This is a genomic window from Mesorhizobium sp. WSM4311, from assembly GCF_002295115.1.
Classification (GTDB): Bacteria; Pseudomonadota; Alphaproteobacteria; order Rhizobiales; family Rhizobiaceae; genus Mesorhizobium.
The window spans coordinates 117,861-133,680 of sequence record NZ_NSFV01000014.1 but is presented as its reverse complement, the minus strand read 5'-3'; the positions used below and the strand labels follow the sequence as shown (position 1 = coordinate 133,680).

The 15,820-nt window shown below is 64.4% G+C and carries 12 protein-coding genes; 3 read left to right on the top strand and 9 right to left on the bottom strand.

Features of this window, described 5'->3' with window-relative positions:
* Positions 1-21: 21 nt before the first annotated feature.
* Together CK226_RS28275 and CK226_RS28265 are read right to left on the bottom strand one after the other, a co-directional pair.
* On the bottom strand, positions 22-1,581 hold the full coding sequence (locus CK226_RS28275) for an FAD-dependent monooxygenase (RefSeq protein ID WP_095793585.1): 1,560 nt from the start codon (positions 1,579-1,581) through the stop codon (positions 22-24).
* A 264-nt stretch (positions 1,582-1,845) separates the two neighbouring features.
* Complete coding sequence (locus tag CK226_RS28265) at positions 1,846-4,449, bottom strand: EAL domain-containing protein (RefSeq protein ID WP_179301143.1); 2,604 nt, start codon at positions 4,447-4,449, stop codon at positions 1,846-1,848.
* A gap of 161 nt (positions 4,450-4,610) precedes the next feature.
* Here CK226_RS28265 and CK226_RS28260 point away from each other — a divergent pair, with 161 nt between their 5' ends.
* Entirely contained in the window at positions 4,611-5,591 is a 981-nt protein-coding gene (locus CK226_RS28260; RefSeq protein WP_095793582.1) for a GlxA family transcriptional regulator, read from the top strand.
* A gap of 51 nt (positions 5,592-5,642) precedes the next feature.
* Here CK226_RS28260 and CK226_RS28255 read toward each other — a convergent pair whose 3' ends face one another.
* The 5 genes from CK226_RS28255 to CK226_RS28235 form a co-directional block, all read right to left on the bottom strand.
* The gene (locus tag CK226_RS28255) at positions 5,643-6,815 is read right to left on the bottom strand and encodes an ABC transporter ATP-binding protein (protein WP_095793581.1); all 1,173 of its coding nucleotides are present in this window, start codon (positions 6,813-6,815) and stop codon (positions 5,643-5,645) included.
* Positions 6,808-7,950 carry an ABC transporter substrate-binding protein gene (locus CK226_RS28250; RefSeq protein ID WP_095775108.1) on the bottom strand — a complete coding sequence of 381 codons (1,143 nt, stop codon included), beginning with the start codon at positions 7,948-7,950 and terminating at the stop codon, positions 6,808-6,810. The genes CK226_RS28255 and CK226_RS28250 overlap by 8 nt, the downstream gene beginning before the upstream one ends.
* Positions 7,947-8,786, bottom strand: coding sequence for an ABC transporter permease (locus CK226_RS28245; protein WP_095793580.1), 840 nt, complete (start codon positions 8,784-8,786; stop codon positions 7,947-7,949). The genes CK226_RS28250 and CK226_RS28245 overlap by 4 nt, the downstream gene beginning before the upstream one ends.
* Positions 8,783-9,661 (bottom strand): ABC transporter permease, encoded by an 879-nt coding sequence (locus CK226_RS28240; protein WP_095793579.1) that lies wholly within the window; start codon positions 9,659-9,661, stop codon positions 8,783-8,785. The genes CK226_RS28245 and CK226_RS28240 overlap by 4 nt, the downstream gene beginning before the upstream one ends.
* A gap of 196 nt (positions 9,662-9,857) precedes the next feature.
* On the bottom strand, positions 9,858-11,408 hold the full coding sequence (locus CK226_RS28235; RefSeq protein WP_095775111.1) for a winged helix-turn-helix domain-containing tetratricopeptide repeat protein: 1,551 nt from the start codon (positions 11,406-11,408) through the stop codon (positions 9,858-9,860).
* Between the two features lie 186 nt (positions 11,409-11,594).
* Between CK226_RS28235 and CK226_RS28230 the strand changes: the two genes are divergently transcribed.
* Positions 11,595-12,296: an alpha/beta hydrolase gene (locus CK226_RS28230; protein ID WP_095793578.1), complete on the top strand. Its 702-nt coding sequence runs from the start codon at positions 11,595-11,597 to the stop codon at positions 12,294-12,296.
* A gap of 204 nt (positions 12,297-12,500) precedes the next feature.
* Here CK226_RS28230 and htpG read toward each other — a convergent pair whose 3' ends face one another.
* Positions 12,501-14,387, bottom strand: coding sequence for a molecular chaperone HtpG (gene htpG, locus CK226_RS28225; protein ID WP_095793577.1), 1,887 nt, complete (start codon positions 14,385-14,387; stop codon positions 12,501-12,503).
* Positions 14,388-14,770: 383 nt separating this feature from the next.
* On the bottom strand, positions 14,771-15,634 hold the full coding sequence (locus tag CK226_RS28220) for a hypothetical protein (protein ID WP_245437869.1): 864 nt from the start codon (positions 15,632-15,634) through the stop codon (positions 14,771-14,773).
* Here CK226_RS28220 and CK226_RS35155 point away from each other — a divergent pair.
* A complete protein-coding gene (locus tag CK226_RS35155; protein WP_179301138.1) occupies positions 15,633-15,794 on the top strand; it encodes a hypothetical protein in 162 nt (53 codons plus the stop codon). The two genes, CK226_RS28220 and CK226_RS35155, sit on opposite strands and share 2 nt — an antisense overlap.
* Positions 15,795-15,820: the final 26 nt, after the last annotated feature.

The following is a 15,820-nucleotide window of genomic DNA, read 5'->3' as shown; positions in this document are numbered from 1 at the left end:
AAATCAGGCTCAAACAGTTCCTTAGCATGCGCAGCCACCTGTTGCCGCTTCGCCAAACCATTGCGATGCGGCCTGCGCAGCTTCGCCAAGGTCAGGCTCGCCATCAGCGGCCCAGGCGACGAAGCCATCGGGGCGCACGAGCAGGGCGCTCAGGCCCAGGCGGTCCCTGGCATCCCCGGCGACATAGGCGATCCGCCCGCTCCAGTGGCTGGCAAGCGCTTGCAGGGCAGGGTGGGAATCGAAGTCCAGCAACAGGCCTTGGCCGTTCCGCAAGCGCTCGCCGAGCCTCGTTGCGTCGGCCAGTTCGAAATCGGGCGCGCTGCGGCCCACCAGTGGGTGGCTGCCGCCAAGGTCGTAGCGCAGCGAAACGCCCCAGACGCGCTCGGCGAAGTAGGTCGCGCCGTCGCGCGTGTCGATGAGGTCGCGGATGATGGCTTCGAGCGCGCGTGAACTGCGGCTTGGCCGCATCAGCGCGACCTGGGCGCGCGACCAGTCGAGGATTTGCGCGGCCACCGGATGCCGCTCGTCGAAATAGCTGTCGATGAGGCCGGCCGGCGCGTCGCAGCGGATGGTGGCGGCAAGCTTCCAGCCGAGGTTCATGGCGTCGCCAATCCCTAGGTTGAGGCCCTGGCCGCCCAATGGAGAATGGATGTGCGCGGCGTCGCCGGCAAGCAGCACCCGCCCATTGCGGTAGGTGGTCGCCTGGTAGGCGCGATCGGTCCAGGTGGTGGCGAGGCGCAGCGTCGTCAGGGTGACGTCGGTGCCGGACACGCGGCGCAGCACCGCCTGCACGTGCTCCAGCGTGACCGGCTCTGTCCGATGGAAAGCGGCGCCGTCGAACTCGACCATCGCGATGGTGCCTGGCCGCGAGTAGGTGTACATGCCCGTCGGGGTGTAGTGGCGGCCAAGGCCGAGCGTGTCCGGATCGGCAATTTCGACGTCGACGGAATAGCCGGTGAACTCGGCAGCGGTGCCGGTGAAGGCAAAGCCGCCAAGCTTGCGCACCGTGCTGCGGCCGCCATCGCAACCGACGAGCCAGCGGGCGCGAAAGACCTCGCCACCGGCGCGGATGGTCACATCCTCGTGCGACTGGGCGAAGTTTTCGACGCCGAGCCCGCGCCTGATCTCGACGCCCATTGCGTCTGCGCGGGTGGCGAGCGCGGTTTCCAGATGCTCCATCTCGACCGCCATGCTGGTGCCCGCCGGGCCGGGCAGGCGATAGGGCCATTTCGAGCTGTCGACGGCGTCGTGATGGAACTGGATGCCGGCGAAATGGCCGCCCGGGCGGCGCGGCTGCCGCATCCAGTGCGCGGCGGCCAATGTGTCGTCGCCCGGGCCATTCTTCGCCGGCAGCGGCACAATGGCGTCCAGCAGGCCGCGACGATGGAAGGCCTCGATGGTCGGGGCTGACAGACCGCGCATGCCGAAAGGAAGCCGTTTCAGCGGCGAGCTGGGGTCGTCGGCCTTTTCCAATACCAGGACCGAGAGGCCGGCCAGGCGCAGCTCGCAAGCGAGAAACAAGCCGACCGGGCCGGCGCCGGAGGTGATGACGTCATAGGAAATTGGGTGGTGGCTGTGCATGAAACTACTCCTTGGTCGATGTTCGACCGGAGCGTTCCTCGAGATAAGAACCACACGGACGAACGACAGGGCGCTGGATCAGCGTCCGATGTTCGTCGTGGGGATCTCGTGCACGAAGCCAAAGACCAGAGCTCTCGTTACCGAGAGGAGTTGGGCTTACCAAACCAACTCTGCCTTTTCCGACGTGGGCTATATAGCGATGTGGCGATTGGTCTGCAACAGGTGAGGCGGCGGCCAAGGGCAACGCCATTGGTTAGGGGCAATCTAGCCCGCGGCCAGCCATTTACGCGATAGGGCGAAGGCCTTGAAGGCCTTGGCCTCCATCGGGCGGCCAAAAAGGTAGCCCTGCAGGATATCGCAGCCAAGTTCCTTGAGGATGCGCGCATGCTCCATCGTCTCGACGCCCTCGGCGACCACTTCGATGCCGAGCGATTTGCCGATCTCGATGATCGACGCCACCAAATGCCGTTGCGCCATTGAGCCGGTGATGGGTGTGATCAGTTGGCGGTCGATCTTGAGGCGGCGCGGACGCAATTTGAGCAGCGAGACGATCGAGGCGTGGCCGGTGCCGAAATCGTCGATCTCGATGTCTATGCCGAGCTCCTTGATGTGGTCGATATTCCACGTGACCAGGTCGTCGTTTTCATCGAGGAAAATGGACTCCACCAGTTCGAACGACACCGTTCCAGCCTTGATGGCGAGCTTGCGCAGACCTTCAATCAGGTCCCTGTCCTCCAGCCGCCTGGCCGAGACGTTGACCGACACGCGCGGGATGTTGAGATGACTGTGCGACCAACGCTCGAAATTCTCCAGCGCGTGTTTGAGGACGATGCGGTCGATCAGCGCCACGACGTTGAGTTCTTCAGCCACCTTGAGATAAGCGTCAGGGGCCAGGATGCCGCGTCGCGGGTGCTTCCAGCGCGACAACGCCTCTACGCCGACGATCTCGAGCGTGCTGGCGTCGAACTGCGGCTGATAGTAGGCGACGAATTCGTTCCGCTCCAACCCGCCGAGGATCTCGTCGGCGATCTGCTTGGTCCGCACGATCTCGCTCTGCAACTCCTCGTTGAAGAACTCGTAGCGGTTGCGGCCACGGCTTTTGGCCCGATAGAGCGCCAGATCGGCGTTGACCAGCAACTGTTTCACGTCGACGCCGTTGTTGGCGGCAATGCCGATACTGACCCCGAAACGGCACGGATGACCGCGGTAATCGACAGGTTGGCGCATGTCCTCGATGATGCGATGGGCAAGTGCCGACAGTCCGTCGTCGTCAAGCCCATGGCTCACCACGACGAACTCGTCGCCGCCGATGCGCGCAACGAAATCGTCATGGCCCGCATTGGCCTGGATAACCTTGGATGCATGCACCAGCATGGCATCGCCCGCAGCGTGGCCGAGCGTGTCGTTGATCTGCTTGAAGCGGTCGAGGTCCAGGTGCAGCAGTGCTGTGCGCCGGTCCGGTTCGCCGTTTTCGGCCAGCAGTTCATCGAGATAGCGGCGGTTGGGCAGGCCGGTCAGCGAATCGTGTAGCGCCGCATACTCGATATGTGCCTTGGCGAGATTGATTTCGGCGTTATTCGATTCCGTCAACTGGCGTTCACGAATGAGGTTTTCGTTGAGCAGCACGTCGCTGGTCACGTCCCATTCGGCGCCGATCAGCTTGGGCGTTCCGCCAATGTCCTGGAAGTAGGTCGCGCGCGTGCGCACATGGCGGACGGTGCCGTCGGGGCGTAGGAGCCGGTATTGTGAGGAATAGGGGCCTTGTTTGGCCGCGGCGAGATCGAAGTCCTGTCTCGCCCGTACCAGATCTTCAGGATGGATCGCCTGCGCCCAGTCATCATAGCCGCGTGGCTTGCCGTCGGCTGACTTGCCGTAGATCTCGTTGACGCGGTCATCCCACACCATTTCATTGGTGGTGAGGTCGTGTTCCCAAACGCCAATGCCAGAGGCTTCCAGCGCCAGCTCCAGGCGCCCGGACAGGCGCCTCAGCTCGGCGTAGTTTTTCTGCCTTTCGCCAAACAGCCGACCGGCCACCATGATCGGCAGCACCACCAGCGCCCCGGCGAGCAACATAAGCGACCGCAAGGCCCACTCGTTTTTCGGAGCCTCCGGCCAGCCGCCCTTGGGGAGGGCCGAAATCTGCCAGGAACCCGATGGCAGCTGCACATCGGCCGATACGGGATTTCCGGCAATGACCTGGCCGCCGCCGAAAAAGCGTTCGCCGCCGCCGCCCAGCGCATCCTTGCCTGTGAGCGCGACATCGATGTCGAGATCCGGATCGGTCAACCCACTCGCCGCGTAGAGCCGGTCGACATCGACCACCGCCGAGACGATGCCCCAGAAACGGTCGCCGCCGTTCGCGGTCGGAACAAAGACCGGGATGCGGCCGATGAAGCCGCGCCCGCCTTGGGCGAGGTCGACCGGGCCGGCAAACACCAGGACTCGCTGGTCGCGCGCCCGCAGCGCCGCCATGCGCTGCGCTTCGTTCTTGCGGTAATCGAGCCCGATGGCCTTCTCGTTGCCTTCCATGGGGTACATCAGCGAGATCACCAGGTCGGGCGCGCCGGCAATGTTGCGCAATTGCGATTTCTGCTGGAACAGATTTCCGGCAAGCGAGGCAAATCTCTGCTGGCCCATAAAGGGTTCGGTATCGATGGCCGAGACCAAACCCTGAACAAGCTGAAGATTGCCGTTAATGTTGCCTTCGAGCTTGGCGCGGATGATGTTTACCTTGGCCAGCACGTCGGCGCGCGCCAGTTGGTCGGAGACCCTCCTGTTCTGCTGGTCGGCAACGATGGAGCAGATCAGAAGCACGACAAAAGCGATCGCCGCCGGCAAGTTGGCGGAAGAAAGAACGGCCCGTCTCAGGCGGCCGAGGCTGAATCCAGTGATGGTCAATTCGACCCTGACACCTTTCCTGAACTATAGCTCATCGATGGACTGTAGTAGAAAACGCTTAAATTTACCCTTCCAGACTGGTGGCAAGTTTCGGCATCAGCTATGGCAGGCGGACGGGCGGCGGAAGTACAATGGCAAGGCGTTTTGCGTTTCTTTTGGTTCGCGACTTCACGCTGTCGCCGCTGTCGCTGTTCATCGACACGCTGCGGCTGGCGGGCGATGAGGGCGACCGCAGCCGCAGGATCGAGTTCGACTGGGAGATCGTCGGCGAACGCGGCCTGCCGATCCGGGCCAGCTGCGGCGTCGAATTGCTGCCCACCAAGGGGATCGGCAATCCGGAGGATTTCGACAATATCGTCGTGGTCGGCGGCCTGCTCGACACCAACCGCAGCCTGAGTTCCGACAAGGAGGCCTTCCTGTTGCGGGCTGCCGAAAAGGGGGTGCCGCTGACGGCGCTCTGCACGGGAAGCTTCGTACTGGCGCGCTACGGCCTGCTCGACGGCTATGCCGCCGCCGTCAGCTGGTTCCATATCAAGGATTTCCGTAGCCAGTTCCCCGATGTCAACGCCCATGCCGACAGCCTGTATTCCGTCGACCGAGGCCGCTCGACCTGCGCCGGCGGCACGGGGGCGGCCGACCTTGCCGGCTATTTCGTGTCGCAGTTCATCGGCCAGAAGGCGGCGGAAAAGGCCGCCAAGATCCTGGTGCTCGACCGCATCAGGAGCAGCCGGGACGTGCAGCCTGTCGGCGACCTGTTCCCGGCGGCGTCAAGCCGCGCGGTCAAGCGCGCTTTGCTGTTGATGGAGAGCAACCTGCAGGAGACGCTGTCCGTCGGCGAGATCGCAACCCGGCTCAACTGCTCGAGGCGCCAGCTCGAACGGCTTTTCGGGACGGAGCTGGGTATCGGCCCGATGGCGGCATACCTGGCGCTGAGAGTGCATCATGCGAAGTCGCTGCTCGAAGGCAGCGACCTGCAGATCGGTGACATCGCCTACCGCTGCGGCTTCACCAATGCCGGCCATTTCAGCCGCGTGTTCCGCCAGCAGACGGGCGTCACGCCGACCCATCTGCGGCATCCCAACCGCGTGCCCGCCGGCGCGGCGGGGCAATGAAGCTGGTCGCTGACCGGCCTCCAAGCCGGGCCGGCTTCCCGGCGACATGCATCACGAAATCCGCCGACCATCCTCGTCGAGCAGAACGCAGTCTTCGGGATCGAATCCGATGTCGATCGCCTCGCCTTCGCGAAGGACGCGGCCGGTGATCGGCGCGTTGGCGCGGATGATCGTCTTGCCGCCAATGTCGATCTCGTAGATCGCGCTGCCGCCCAGATACGAGGCCGAGACGACACGGCCGGACAGCCTGTTGATGCTTGCCGCCGTGCCGACCGACAGTTTCTGCGGCCGCAGCACGACAGTGACCTTGCTGCCCTGCGCAAGCGGCCTTGGGCAGGCCACCTCGACCGTCTGGCCGGTGGCTAGCGTCACCGCTATTGCCTGGCCAGACCGGCTTACGGTGCCGGCGAGCATGTTAGCCTTGCCGAGGAAGTCGGCGACGAAGGCCGTGGCGGGCGTCTCATAGACTTCCTGCGGGGTTCCGATCTGCTCGACCGCGCCGGCGTTCATCACCACGATGCGATCCGACATGGAGAGCGCTTCCTCCTGGTCGTGGGTGACGAAGATGGCGGTAATGCCGGTTTCCTTCTGGATCTTCTTGATCTCGACGCGCATCTCCTCACGCATATTGGCGTCCAGCGCCGACAGCGGCTCGTCGAGCAGCAGCACTTGCGGCTCGAAGACGATGGCGCGGGCGAGCGCGATGCGCTGCTGCTGCCCGCCCGACAGCTGCGACGGCAGCTTCTTCTCGCTGCCCGGCAGCCGCACCATCTCGAGCGCCTGGCCGACCTTGCGGGCGATCTCGGGCTTCGGCACGTTGCGGTACTTCAGGCCGAAGGCGACATTGTCGAAGACGTTCTTGTGCGGAAACAGCGCATAGCTCTGGAAGACCAGGCCGATGTTGCGCCTGTAGATCGGCACGTCGTCGACCCGTCGCCCGTCGATCATGATCTGGCCGCCCGAAATGTCGACGAGGCCGGCGATGGAGCGCAGGATCGTCGTCTTGCCGCAGCCCGAAGGGCCGAGCAAGGTGACGAAGCTGCCCTTGGCGATGGAGAGCGAGAAATCGCGCACGGCGACGAACTTGCCATAGGCGATGTCGATGTCGCGGAACTCGACCGCCGGCTGGCCGGCCCCGATGCCGCCGCCCAGAGCGGCTGCGCTCCTTGCCGCCCCGGCCGCTTCCGGCCGGGGCACTTCCGAAAGGTCGTTTCTGTCAGGCACCTTTCGAGATCCTGTTCCACTGCTTGGTCCAGGCATCCTCGTTGGTCGCCCAGTAGACCGGGTCGGCGAAGGTCAGCGACTTCATCGTGCCGGTCTTGTCGAAGGCCGGCAGCTTCTCGATCTTCTCGGTGAGCTTGACCTTTGTCGGGTCGAGCGACGGCGGATAGCTCTGGCCCTCGGCAACTGCAATGGCGGTCGCCGGGTCGAGCATGAAGTTGATCAACTCCTCGCACTCGGCCATCGGCGAGCCTTTCAGGATCAGCATGTCCTCCATCCAGGCATAGGAGCCGGCCGGATCGAGATAGCCGATCGGATGGCCCTGGTCCTGCAAGGCGGCGACGCGGCCCGACCAGGCGTCGGTCACCACGATCTCGCCCTTGGAAAGCAGGTCCATCAGCTCCGCGCCGGAGCTCCAGAACTTCTTGGCGAGGTCGCGCGTTTCGCGCACCTTGGCCCAGATCGCGTCCATGTCCTTGAGGTTGTTGGGATCCTGTCCGGTGGCGAGCGCGGCGTACCAGACGCGCGTGGTCATGTCGGAATAGCCGCCGACCTTGCCGGCATATTTCTTGTCGAGCAAAAGGGCCGCGCCCTTTTCCTTGGCTTCCTCGGGCGAGATCACCTTGGTGTTGTAGGCGATGCCGGTCGTGCCATAGTCGTAAGGCACGGCCGAGAGTTTCGGCGTCAGCTTGCGGAACGGGTCGATCATCGGCTGCAGCACATTGGCCATGTTGGGGATGTTGGCCTCGTTGATCTCCGAGGTCAGGCCGCCATTCACGTATTTGATGTAGTAGTTGACGCCGGAGGAATGGATGACCTGGTAGTCGCCGGGCTTGGCGGTCTTGATCTTGGTGATGATCTCGTCCTCGTCGCCGAACGTGCCCTGGACCACCTTGATCTTGGTCTTGGCCGTGTAGGGCTTGAAGGCGTATTTGTCGATCGCGTCCTGCACCGTGCCGCCCCAGCCATCGAAGCGAACCTCCTCGACCGCGGCGAGCGCCTGCCGCATCCAGGGCATGTCGAGACCGGCCGCGGCGGCCGCGGCGGCGGTCAGCGTCAGGAAAGTGCGGCGGCTGAGATCGCCGTTTTGGTACCTATCGTGCAGCCGTTCAAGCCGCTTGCCGTTGGACAGTTTCATCGTGCTTCCTCCTTTGGTTCGTCGCGTCGTTTCAATCTGGTCAGGCTTTGCAGGATCAGGCCGCCGAGCAGCGGGATGCCGACGGTCACCAGGATCATCACGGTGCCGAGCGCGTTGATCTCCGGGCTGATCGAGATCTTGAGCATCGAAAGGATCTGGGTGGGCATGGTCTCGACGCCCGCCGGCCGCCAGAACAGGCTGGCCGACGTATTGTCGAACGAGATGGTGAAGGCGAGCAGCGCGCCGCCGATGACGGCGGGGATGAGCAGCGGCAGCGTGATCTCGCGGAAGGATGAAAAGCGCGAGGCGCCGAGCGAGAGCGCCGCCTCCTCGTAGACGCGGCGGATGCCGACCATGCGCGCCTGGGTGATCAGCACCACATAGGGCACGGCGAGCAGGATGTGGCCGAGCACCAGGAGAAGCATGGTGCGCGGCTGGTCGACCGCCTTGATCAGCACCAGAAGGCCGACGCCGAGGATGGTCTCGGGCACCAGCGCCGGCAGGATCACCAGAGTGCTCAGCGCCTGCTTGCCGCGGAATTCGAAGCGCACCAGCGCAAACGACGTGACGACGCCTGTGGCCGTGGTGACGGCGGCGGTGACCAGCGCGATCCAAAGCGACGTGCGGAAGGCGGCCAGCACCGGTTCGTTGGCCATCAGCTTGACGTACCATTGCAGGCTGAAGCCGGTCATCGGGAAGCCGCCGAACATCGAGGCGTTGAACGACAGGATCACCGTCGCCACGATCGGCGCGAACATGAAGATGTAGACGCAGACCGTGACGAAGCCGGTCAGCCGCCAGGCCCATCTGCCTTCCTCTTTGCGCCGCGCCTTCATCCGCCCAATCCCTTGACGATCTGCGACATGCCCATGAAGCGTGTGTAGATGGCGGCGAAGGAGCCGAGCACGAGGAACAGCACGATCGAAAGCGTGGCGCCCATCGGCCAGTTCAGCTCGCCCATGATGGTGTCGTAGATCAGATTGCCGAACAGCGCGTCGCGGCCGGAACCGAGCAGCTGCGGCGTCACATAGCTGCCGGCGGCCAGCACGAAGCAGAGCAGCAGGCCTGCCGCCAGCCCGGGCAGCGAAAGCGGCAGCGTGACCTCGCGGAACGCCTGCGCGCTGGTGCAGCCCATCGAGCGCGCCGCCGAAATCAGGGTGCGGTCGATGCCCTCGAGGCTGACATAGACGTTGAGGATCATGTAGGGCAGCAGGAAGTGCAGCATGCCCAGGATGACCGCACCTTCATTGTAGAGCATCGGCAGCGGCTCGCTGATGATGCCCATCTTCAGCAGCGCGACATTGATGACGCCCTGTTCGCCAAGGATGTTGATCCAGGAAAAGGTGCGGATGGTGAAACTGATCCAGAACGGCACGATGAGCAGGAGAAGCAGCAGCCATTTGTGCTTGAAGGTCGTCCCCCAGATGAAATAGGCCGGGAAATAACCGAGCACTCCGCAAAGCAGCGCGGTGATGGCGCCGACCCGCAGCGTCTTCAAAAGGAAGCCGGCATAATAGCTGTCGGTCAGGAATTCGTGCCAGTTCGCCGTCGTCAGCGCGCTGGTTTCCACGCCGGCGGTGACGAAGGTGAAGAAGGTGTAGGCGGCCATCACGGCGATCGGCAACACCAGGAAGAAGATCAGCAGCAGGAGCACCGGCGCGACCAGCAGCCATGCCAGCCGTGGATCATACAATGTCCATCGTCGTTTCATGAGCACCCGGTGCGCTTGCTTTGAAGCGCCTGTTTTGTTCCCGGGCCAAGATTGGGTGATTGGAGGCCCGATGTCTACAACAGGCGATTGAGCCAGCGGACATCGGGCGCGTCGCCGGCTGCGATGGATGTCGACGGCATCGCAGCGGCTCCGGCATGGCCGTTCGGTCGGGTTAGTAGAATTTTACCGGCGGCTTCTATGCCGGCAGGCCGGCCAGCCGCATGGCCTCGGTGACGTCATCGATGATGGCAGGCGCAAGCCCGACGGCGGCGGACCAGCGGCCAATGGTGAAATGCGGGTCGAGCGTCATCAACCGTGATCCCGCAGCCTTTGCTTCCTCGAGCCGTCCCAGCCTGGCAAGGGGTGCGGCCAGCCATCCGTGCAGGATGCTGAAGCCGGGGTTCATCTCCACCGCCCGCCGTCCGGCAGCAATGGCCTGTTCGTGCCTGCCGGCGAGAAAGTTGGCGAAGCCGATCATGCCTTGCGGCACGCAGTTCATGGCGTCCAGCGGGTTCAGCCGCAACGCCTGCTCGCCCCAGTCGATGGCGCGTGTCGCATCGCCGCCATAGGCCACCGGCACGCAGCCGAAGGCATAGACGAAGGCGCAGGATGCGCTGAGCGAAAGCGCCTGCAAAAACGCCTCGTCGGCGAGTTTGCGGTCATGCTCGACCAGGCCGATGGTGAAGCCGGCCAGCGCCAGCGCCATGGCGTCGCCCGAGCCGTGCTCGATCGCCGCATGGGCATGGCGGGACGCCTTCCCGCTATGCTCCGCCTGCATGCCCCCACGAATGAAAAGGGTTTGATGCGCCCAAGCGGCAAAACCGTGGACGAGAGCATAGCTCGGCTCAATGGCCAGCGCTTGGTCGAGCAGCGGCAGGCCCTTGGCGGCACCTTGCGGCATGAAGGTGTAGACGTCGGGCAGCGCGCGCAGGAAAAGATCGTAGGCATCGAGACTGTCGGGTCGCTGGCGCTTGACGCGCTCGATCTCGGCCCGGCGCAGATTGGGCTCGATGGCCGCGACCACGCTGATGGTGATCTCGTCCTGCAGCGCGAACACGTCGGTCAGCTCGCGGTCGTAGCGTTCGGCCCAGAGATGGCCGCCTTCCTCGGTGTCGATCAACTGGCCGGTGATGCGCACGCGGCTTCCCACCTTGCGCACGCTGCCTTCCAGAACATAGCGCACGCCAAGCTCTTGTCCGACCCGCTTCATATCCACCGCCCGGCCCTTGTAGGTGAAGGAGGAGTTCCGCGCGATAACGAACAGCCAGCGGATCCGAGACAGGCCGGTGATGATGTCCTCGACCATGCCATCGGCGAAATAGTCCTGATCCGGATCGCCGCTCAGGTTCACGAAAGGCAGCACCGCAATGGAAGGACGGGCGGGGATGCCAAGGCCAGGCTTCGCCGGCTCGACCGGTGCTGTCGCCTCGGCACCGGCCTCCTCGCGCACGCTGCCGACGAACCGAAAGCCCCTGCGTGGAAAGGTGCGGACGAGGCGCTGTTGCTCGCCATTGTCCTGAAGGGCGCTGCGCGCGGCGTTGACGCGGCTGGCCAGCGTGGCGTCCGAGACGATGCGTCCCTGCCAGACCGCATCGACCAGATCGTCCTTGCTCACCACCCGCTCGCGATTGCGAATGAGATATTGAAGCAAGTCGAACACTTGTGGCTCGACGGCGACCAGGTTGTTGCCACGGCGCAATTCGCGCCGGTCGCCGTCCAGGGCGAAATCCTCGAAAAAATACGGCAAATTGCTGGCTCCGGAACCCGGCTAATAGCGATTCTGGACACTGTAGGCGTGTGGTGGCCGCAAAATCAAAGCCATCTCAAGGGAAAATCAAGAGGTCCTGAAGGCCGCCTCAAAGCGAGCGCTGCGGCTGCGCCGCATAGTCCTCCTGCAACCAACGCAAACAACACTTTGAAAAGGAGAACTCAAATGTCCAAGAACGCAGCAAATTCCGTCGTCCTCGTTCATGGCGGCTTCGTCGATGGCTCCGGCTGGGAAGGGGTCTACCACCAGCTCAAGAAGGATGGCTACGACGTCACCATCGTCCAGAACCCGACCACCTCTCTCGCCGACGATGTTGCTGTCACCAGGCGCGCCATCGCAGCCGCTCCGGGCAATGTCATCCTGGTCGGCCATTCCTATGGTGGCGTCGTGGTGTCGGAAGCCGGCACCGATCCCAAGGTGGCTGGTGTCGTCTATATCGCTGCCTTCGCGGCGGATGCCGGCGAGTCGGTCTCGACCCTGATCGCCAACCCGCCTCCCGGCGCTTCGGTACCGCCGATCCTTCCGCCCGTCGACGGCTTCCTGATGCTCGACAAGGCCAAGTTCGCCGCCTCGTTCGCCGCAGATGTGCGCCCCTCGCTCGCCTCCTTCATGGCGGACTCGCAGGTGCCGTGGGGCGTGGCCGCACTCGAAGGCAAGGTCACCAAGCCGGCCTGGAGGCTGAAGCCGAGCTGGTATCTCGTCGCCACCGACGATCATATGATACCGCCGCCGGCACAGCGCCAGATGGCGAGCCGGGCTGGCGCGACGACGGTCGAAGTGCCCGGCAGCCACGCTGTCTACGTTTCCGATCCGGCTGCGGTCGCCAAGCTCATCGAACAGGCCGCCGCCAGCGTCGGCAAGAACTGAGACCGGCATCATCCGAGAATGGCCTGGGTGCTTGACGGCACCCAGGCTTTTTAGCACTCGCGGGAGGCAAAACGTTACCGGAGCGTCTGGGGCGATGGCTCGAAGATGCTCACTGCGTTTTGCCGGGGCCTGGTGCCATGACATTCCCCCTCGCATATCTTTTCCTGGCAAGTCGGCGTCTATTTTACCAGAATCGGCCTACGCTCAGCCCTTCGCGATGCCGCGTGCGATCAGCCGCGCCAGGCGCTGCGAGAATGCCCTGGCGTCGGCCGGTTTGTCGCCGTCGAGCACACGCGCCTCGTCGTAGAGAAGATGAGCCGCGTCGTCCTTGAACGCCTGGTCCTCGTCGCCGAGGCCGGCGAGCGCCAGCACGCGCGCGTGGCGCGGGTTGATTTCGAGGATGGGCTTGGCCGCCTTGTCGAGACGGCCGGCGGCGTTCATCAGCCGCTCGAACTGCCGGTCGGGTCCATGTTCCGGGGCGACCAGGCAGACGGCGCTCTCGGTCAGGCGGTCGGAGGCCTTCACATCCGAGACGGCATCGCCAAGCGTTGATTTGATGAAAGCCAGGAAGCCGTCGACCTCAGGCGTTGCCGCCGCGTCCGGCTTCTTCGCTTCGTCGAGCAGCGGGATGTCGGACAGTTCGGCCACGCCTTGCGTTACCGACTTGAACGGCTTGCCGTCGAAGTCCGGCGCCATCGTCACCCAGAAACTGTCGACCGGGTCGGTCAAGAGCAGCACCTCGATGCCGCGCGCCTTGAAGCCTTCGAGCTGCGGCGAGGCTTCGAGCCGGGCGCGGTCGTCGCCGGCCATGAAGAAGATCGCTTTCTGGCCCTCCTTCATCGCCGCGACATAGTCGGCAAGGCCGCGCCAGCCTTCGCCGGAGGCGGTCGAGTGGAAGCGGGCGAGCTTCAGCAATTGCTCGCGCCGCTCGTAATCCTCATAGAGCCCTTCCTTCAGCACAACGCCGAAGTTCTCCCAGATCCTGGCATAGGCCTCGGCCTCGTTCTCCGCCAGCTTGGCGAGGTCGCCGAGCACGCGGTTGGTCAGACCCTTGCGGATCGAGGCCAGCAGCGGGCTTTCCTGGATCATTTCGCGCGAGACGTTGAGCGGCAGGTCGGCGGAATCGACCAGCCCGCGCACGAAGCGCAGATAGCGCGGCAGAAGATCGGCATCGTCGGTGATGAAGACGCGGCGCACATAAAGCTTCATGCGGCCCTTGCGGTCCTGGTCGAACAGATCGAACGGCCGCGAGCCGGGCACGAAGGCGAGCACGGAGTATTCCTGCCGGCCCTCGGCGCGGAAATGGATGGTGGCGGCCGGCTCGTCATACTGGCCGGCGACGCCGCGGTAGAAGTCGGTGTATTCCTCGGGCTTGATCTCGCTCTTTGGCCGCACCCAGAGTGCGGTGCCATCGGCAACGTCGCGCGCCTCGGCGCCGGGCTTTTCGATGAGCGTGATCGGCACCGGCACATGACCGGATTGCGACTTGGCCAGCTGCTCGAGCCGGTAGGAGCCGGTGTAGGAGACGGCGTCATCCATCAGGTGCAGCACGACGCGGGTGCCACGCTTCGGCGCGGCTTCGAGCGGGGCGGGGGCGATCTCGTAGGAGCCCTTGCCGTCGGAGGACCAGCGCCAGGCCTCCTCGCTTCCGGCCAGGCGGCTGATGACGTCGACGCGGTCGGCGACCATGAAGGCGGAGTAGAAGCCGACGCCGAACTGGCCGATGAGCTGCGTGTCCTCGGTGTCCGCGCCGACGCGCTCGATGAAGGCGCGTGTGCCCGAGCGGGCGATCGTGCCCAGGGCTTCGGCCATGTCGTCGCGGCTCATGCCGATGCCATTGTCCTCGACGGTGATCTCTCTGTTGTCGGCGTCAGCCGAAATCGAGATGCGCGGCTTGGGATCGTCGCCCAGCAATTCGGGGCGGCTGATGGCCTCGAAGCGCAGCTTCTCGCAAGCGTCGGCGGCGTTGGAAATCAGTTCGCGCAGGAATACGTCCTTATCGGAATAGACCGAGTGCACCATCATGTGCAGCAGCCGCGAAACATCCGCCTCGAATGCCCTGGTTTCCGTCGCTTTCGTATCCGTCGTCATGCAGATTTTCCCACGCTGTTCATCGGCCCGCCGCGCCGGGCGCGTTCGGCACTTTCCTTTCAAACCATTTTTTGCGGTGCTGGCAACTGCGTTCAGTGTGCCGCGCGCCGACGATATGGTGGTGGGATGCCGGGGCAACAAGAGGGCGCCGGCGGCGAACTGCCAATCTCCCCCCTCGTGGGGGAGATGCCCGGCAGGGCAGAGGGGGGCGTGAAGGAACTCGGCCTTGCCGATTGGCCCAGCGAGGCGCGTTCTTCTCAAGGTTACGGGTAATCCAACGCTATCAGACGTCGGCGGGCCAGCGCCCCCCTCTGGCCTGCCGGCCATCTCCCCCACAGGTGGGGAGATCGGCAGCGTCGGCGTCGCGCCACTCTCTTGCGCGCCTAATTCGCCGCCATGTGATCCGCCAGCGCCTGCGCCTGGGCGAGCAGGGCGGGGTAGGCCGGGGTGTCCGGCAGGCTCTTGCCCATGCAGGCGCGGAAGTCGTTGTCGCCTTTCGTCCAGGCGGCGTTGGCGGCGTCGGATGTGTTTTCGTCGCTGTCGTCGGTGGCCTGCTTGGCGAGTTTCTGGGCGGCGGCGTCGGCGGCGGTCCACGCGGCATTGCAGGCCGCGATCTTGGGGACGGGCGGAGTCGCGGGCGCTTCGGCGATCAGGACGCTGTTGCCCTTGACGACCGTGACGACAACCTCCTGGTCGGAGTTCGGTCCGATATCCTGTGCCCAGCCGCCGAGGCGGGCGATCGCCATGTCGGCGCCGTCAGGCTTCTTCAGCGCGAAGTCGAGCGTGCTGGTGAAGGCGGCGTCGCTGCCGATGGCCTGGGTGTAGAAGGCATCGAGCTTCAGCGCCGCGTCGAAGCTTGTGGGCAGTTTAAGATCGGCGTCCGTCTCGGCGGCGCGCGACTTAAGCCAGCGCTCGACCAGCCCGCGTGTCGAGGCCACGATGCTGGGGCCGTCCTCGGTGCCGTGGCGCAGCCCGTCCAGCATGCCGAAGCCGACATCGGAGGAACTCAGGCTTTCGATGTTGATCGTGCCGGCCGCCGGAAAATCCTTGACCGTGAAAGGGCCGAGCAGGGCGGAAAGCCGTTTTTCGAGATCGGCGCGGGCCTTTTCATTGGCCGCATCGAGCGTCTCCACGGGTGTGTTCGTGCTCTCCATCGCCGCGATGTCGGCAATCGCCTTGTCGCGCGCGGCGATATAATCATCCTCGGGCGAGGCGGCGAAGGCAGCGCTGCTCGCCAGGGCAAACATGACCGTCCAGACCAACCGCATGACAGAACCTTTCTTCGTGGCGGATCAACAGGCCAGGCAGCCATCGGGCAGCTTTGCGGCTATTGCGCGGCAGAAGACGCCGAGGCGAAATATCCTGATCGGGGAGGCGTGGCCAGTGCTGCCATTAACCATCGATTAACTATCCGTTCGCCTTTGAATCAAATT

Bases quoted from the DNA above. Each gene is read 5' to 3' on its own strand.
- CK226_RS28275 (WP_095793585.1), bottom strand. From the start codon at position 1,581: ATGCACAGCCACCACCCAATTTCCTATGACGTCATCACCTCCGGCGCC.
- CK226_RS28260 (WP_095793582.1), top strand. From the start codon at position 4,611: ATGGCAAGGCGTTTTGCGTTTCTTTTGGTTCGCGACTTCACGCTGTCG.
- CK226_RS28250 (WP_095775108.1), bottom strand. From the start codon at position 7,950: ATGAAACTGTCCAACGGCAAGCGGCTTGAACGGCTGCACGATAGGTAC.
- CK226_RS28245 (WP_095793580.1), bottom strand. From the start codon at position 8,786: ATGAAGGCGCGGCGCAAAGAGGAAGGCAGATGGGCCTGGCGGCTGACC.
- CK226_RS28240 (WP_095793579.1), bottom strand. From the start codon at position 9,661: ATGAAACGACGATGGACATTGTATGATCCACGGCTGGCATGGCTGCTG.
- CK226_RS28230 (WP_095793578.1), top strand. From the start codon at position 11,595: ATGTCCAAGAACGCAGCAAATTCCGTCGTCCTCGTTCATGGCGGCTTC.
- htpG (WP_095793577.1), bottom strand. From the start codon at position 14,387: ATGACGACGGATACGAAAGCGACGGAAACCAGGGCATTCGAGGCGGAT.
- CK226_RS35155 (WP_179301138.1), top strand. From the start codon at position 15,633: ATGACCGTCCAGACCAACCGCATGACAGAACCTTTCTTCGTGGCGGAT.
- CK226_RS28220 (WP_245437869.1), bottom strand. From the start codon at position 15,634: ATGTTTGCCCTGGCGAGCAGCGCTGCCTTCGCCGCCTCGCCCGAGGAT.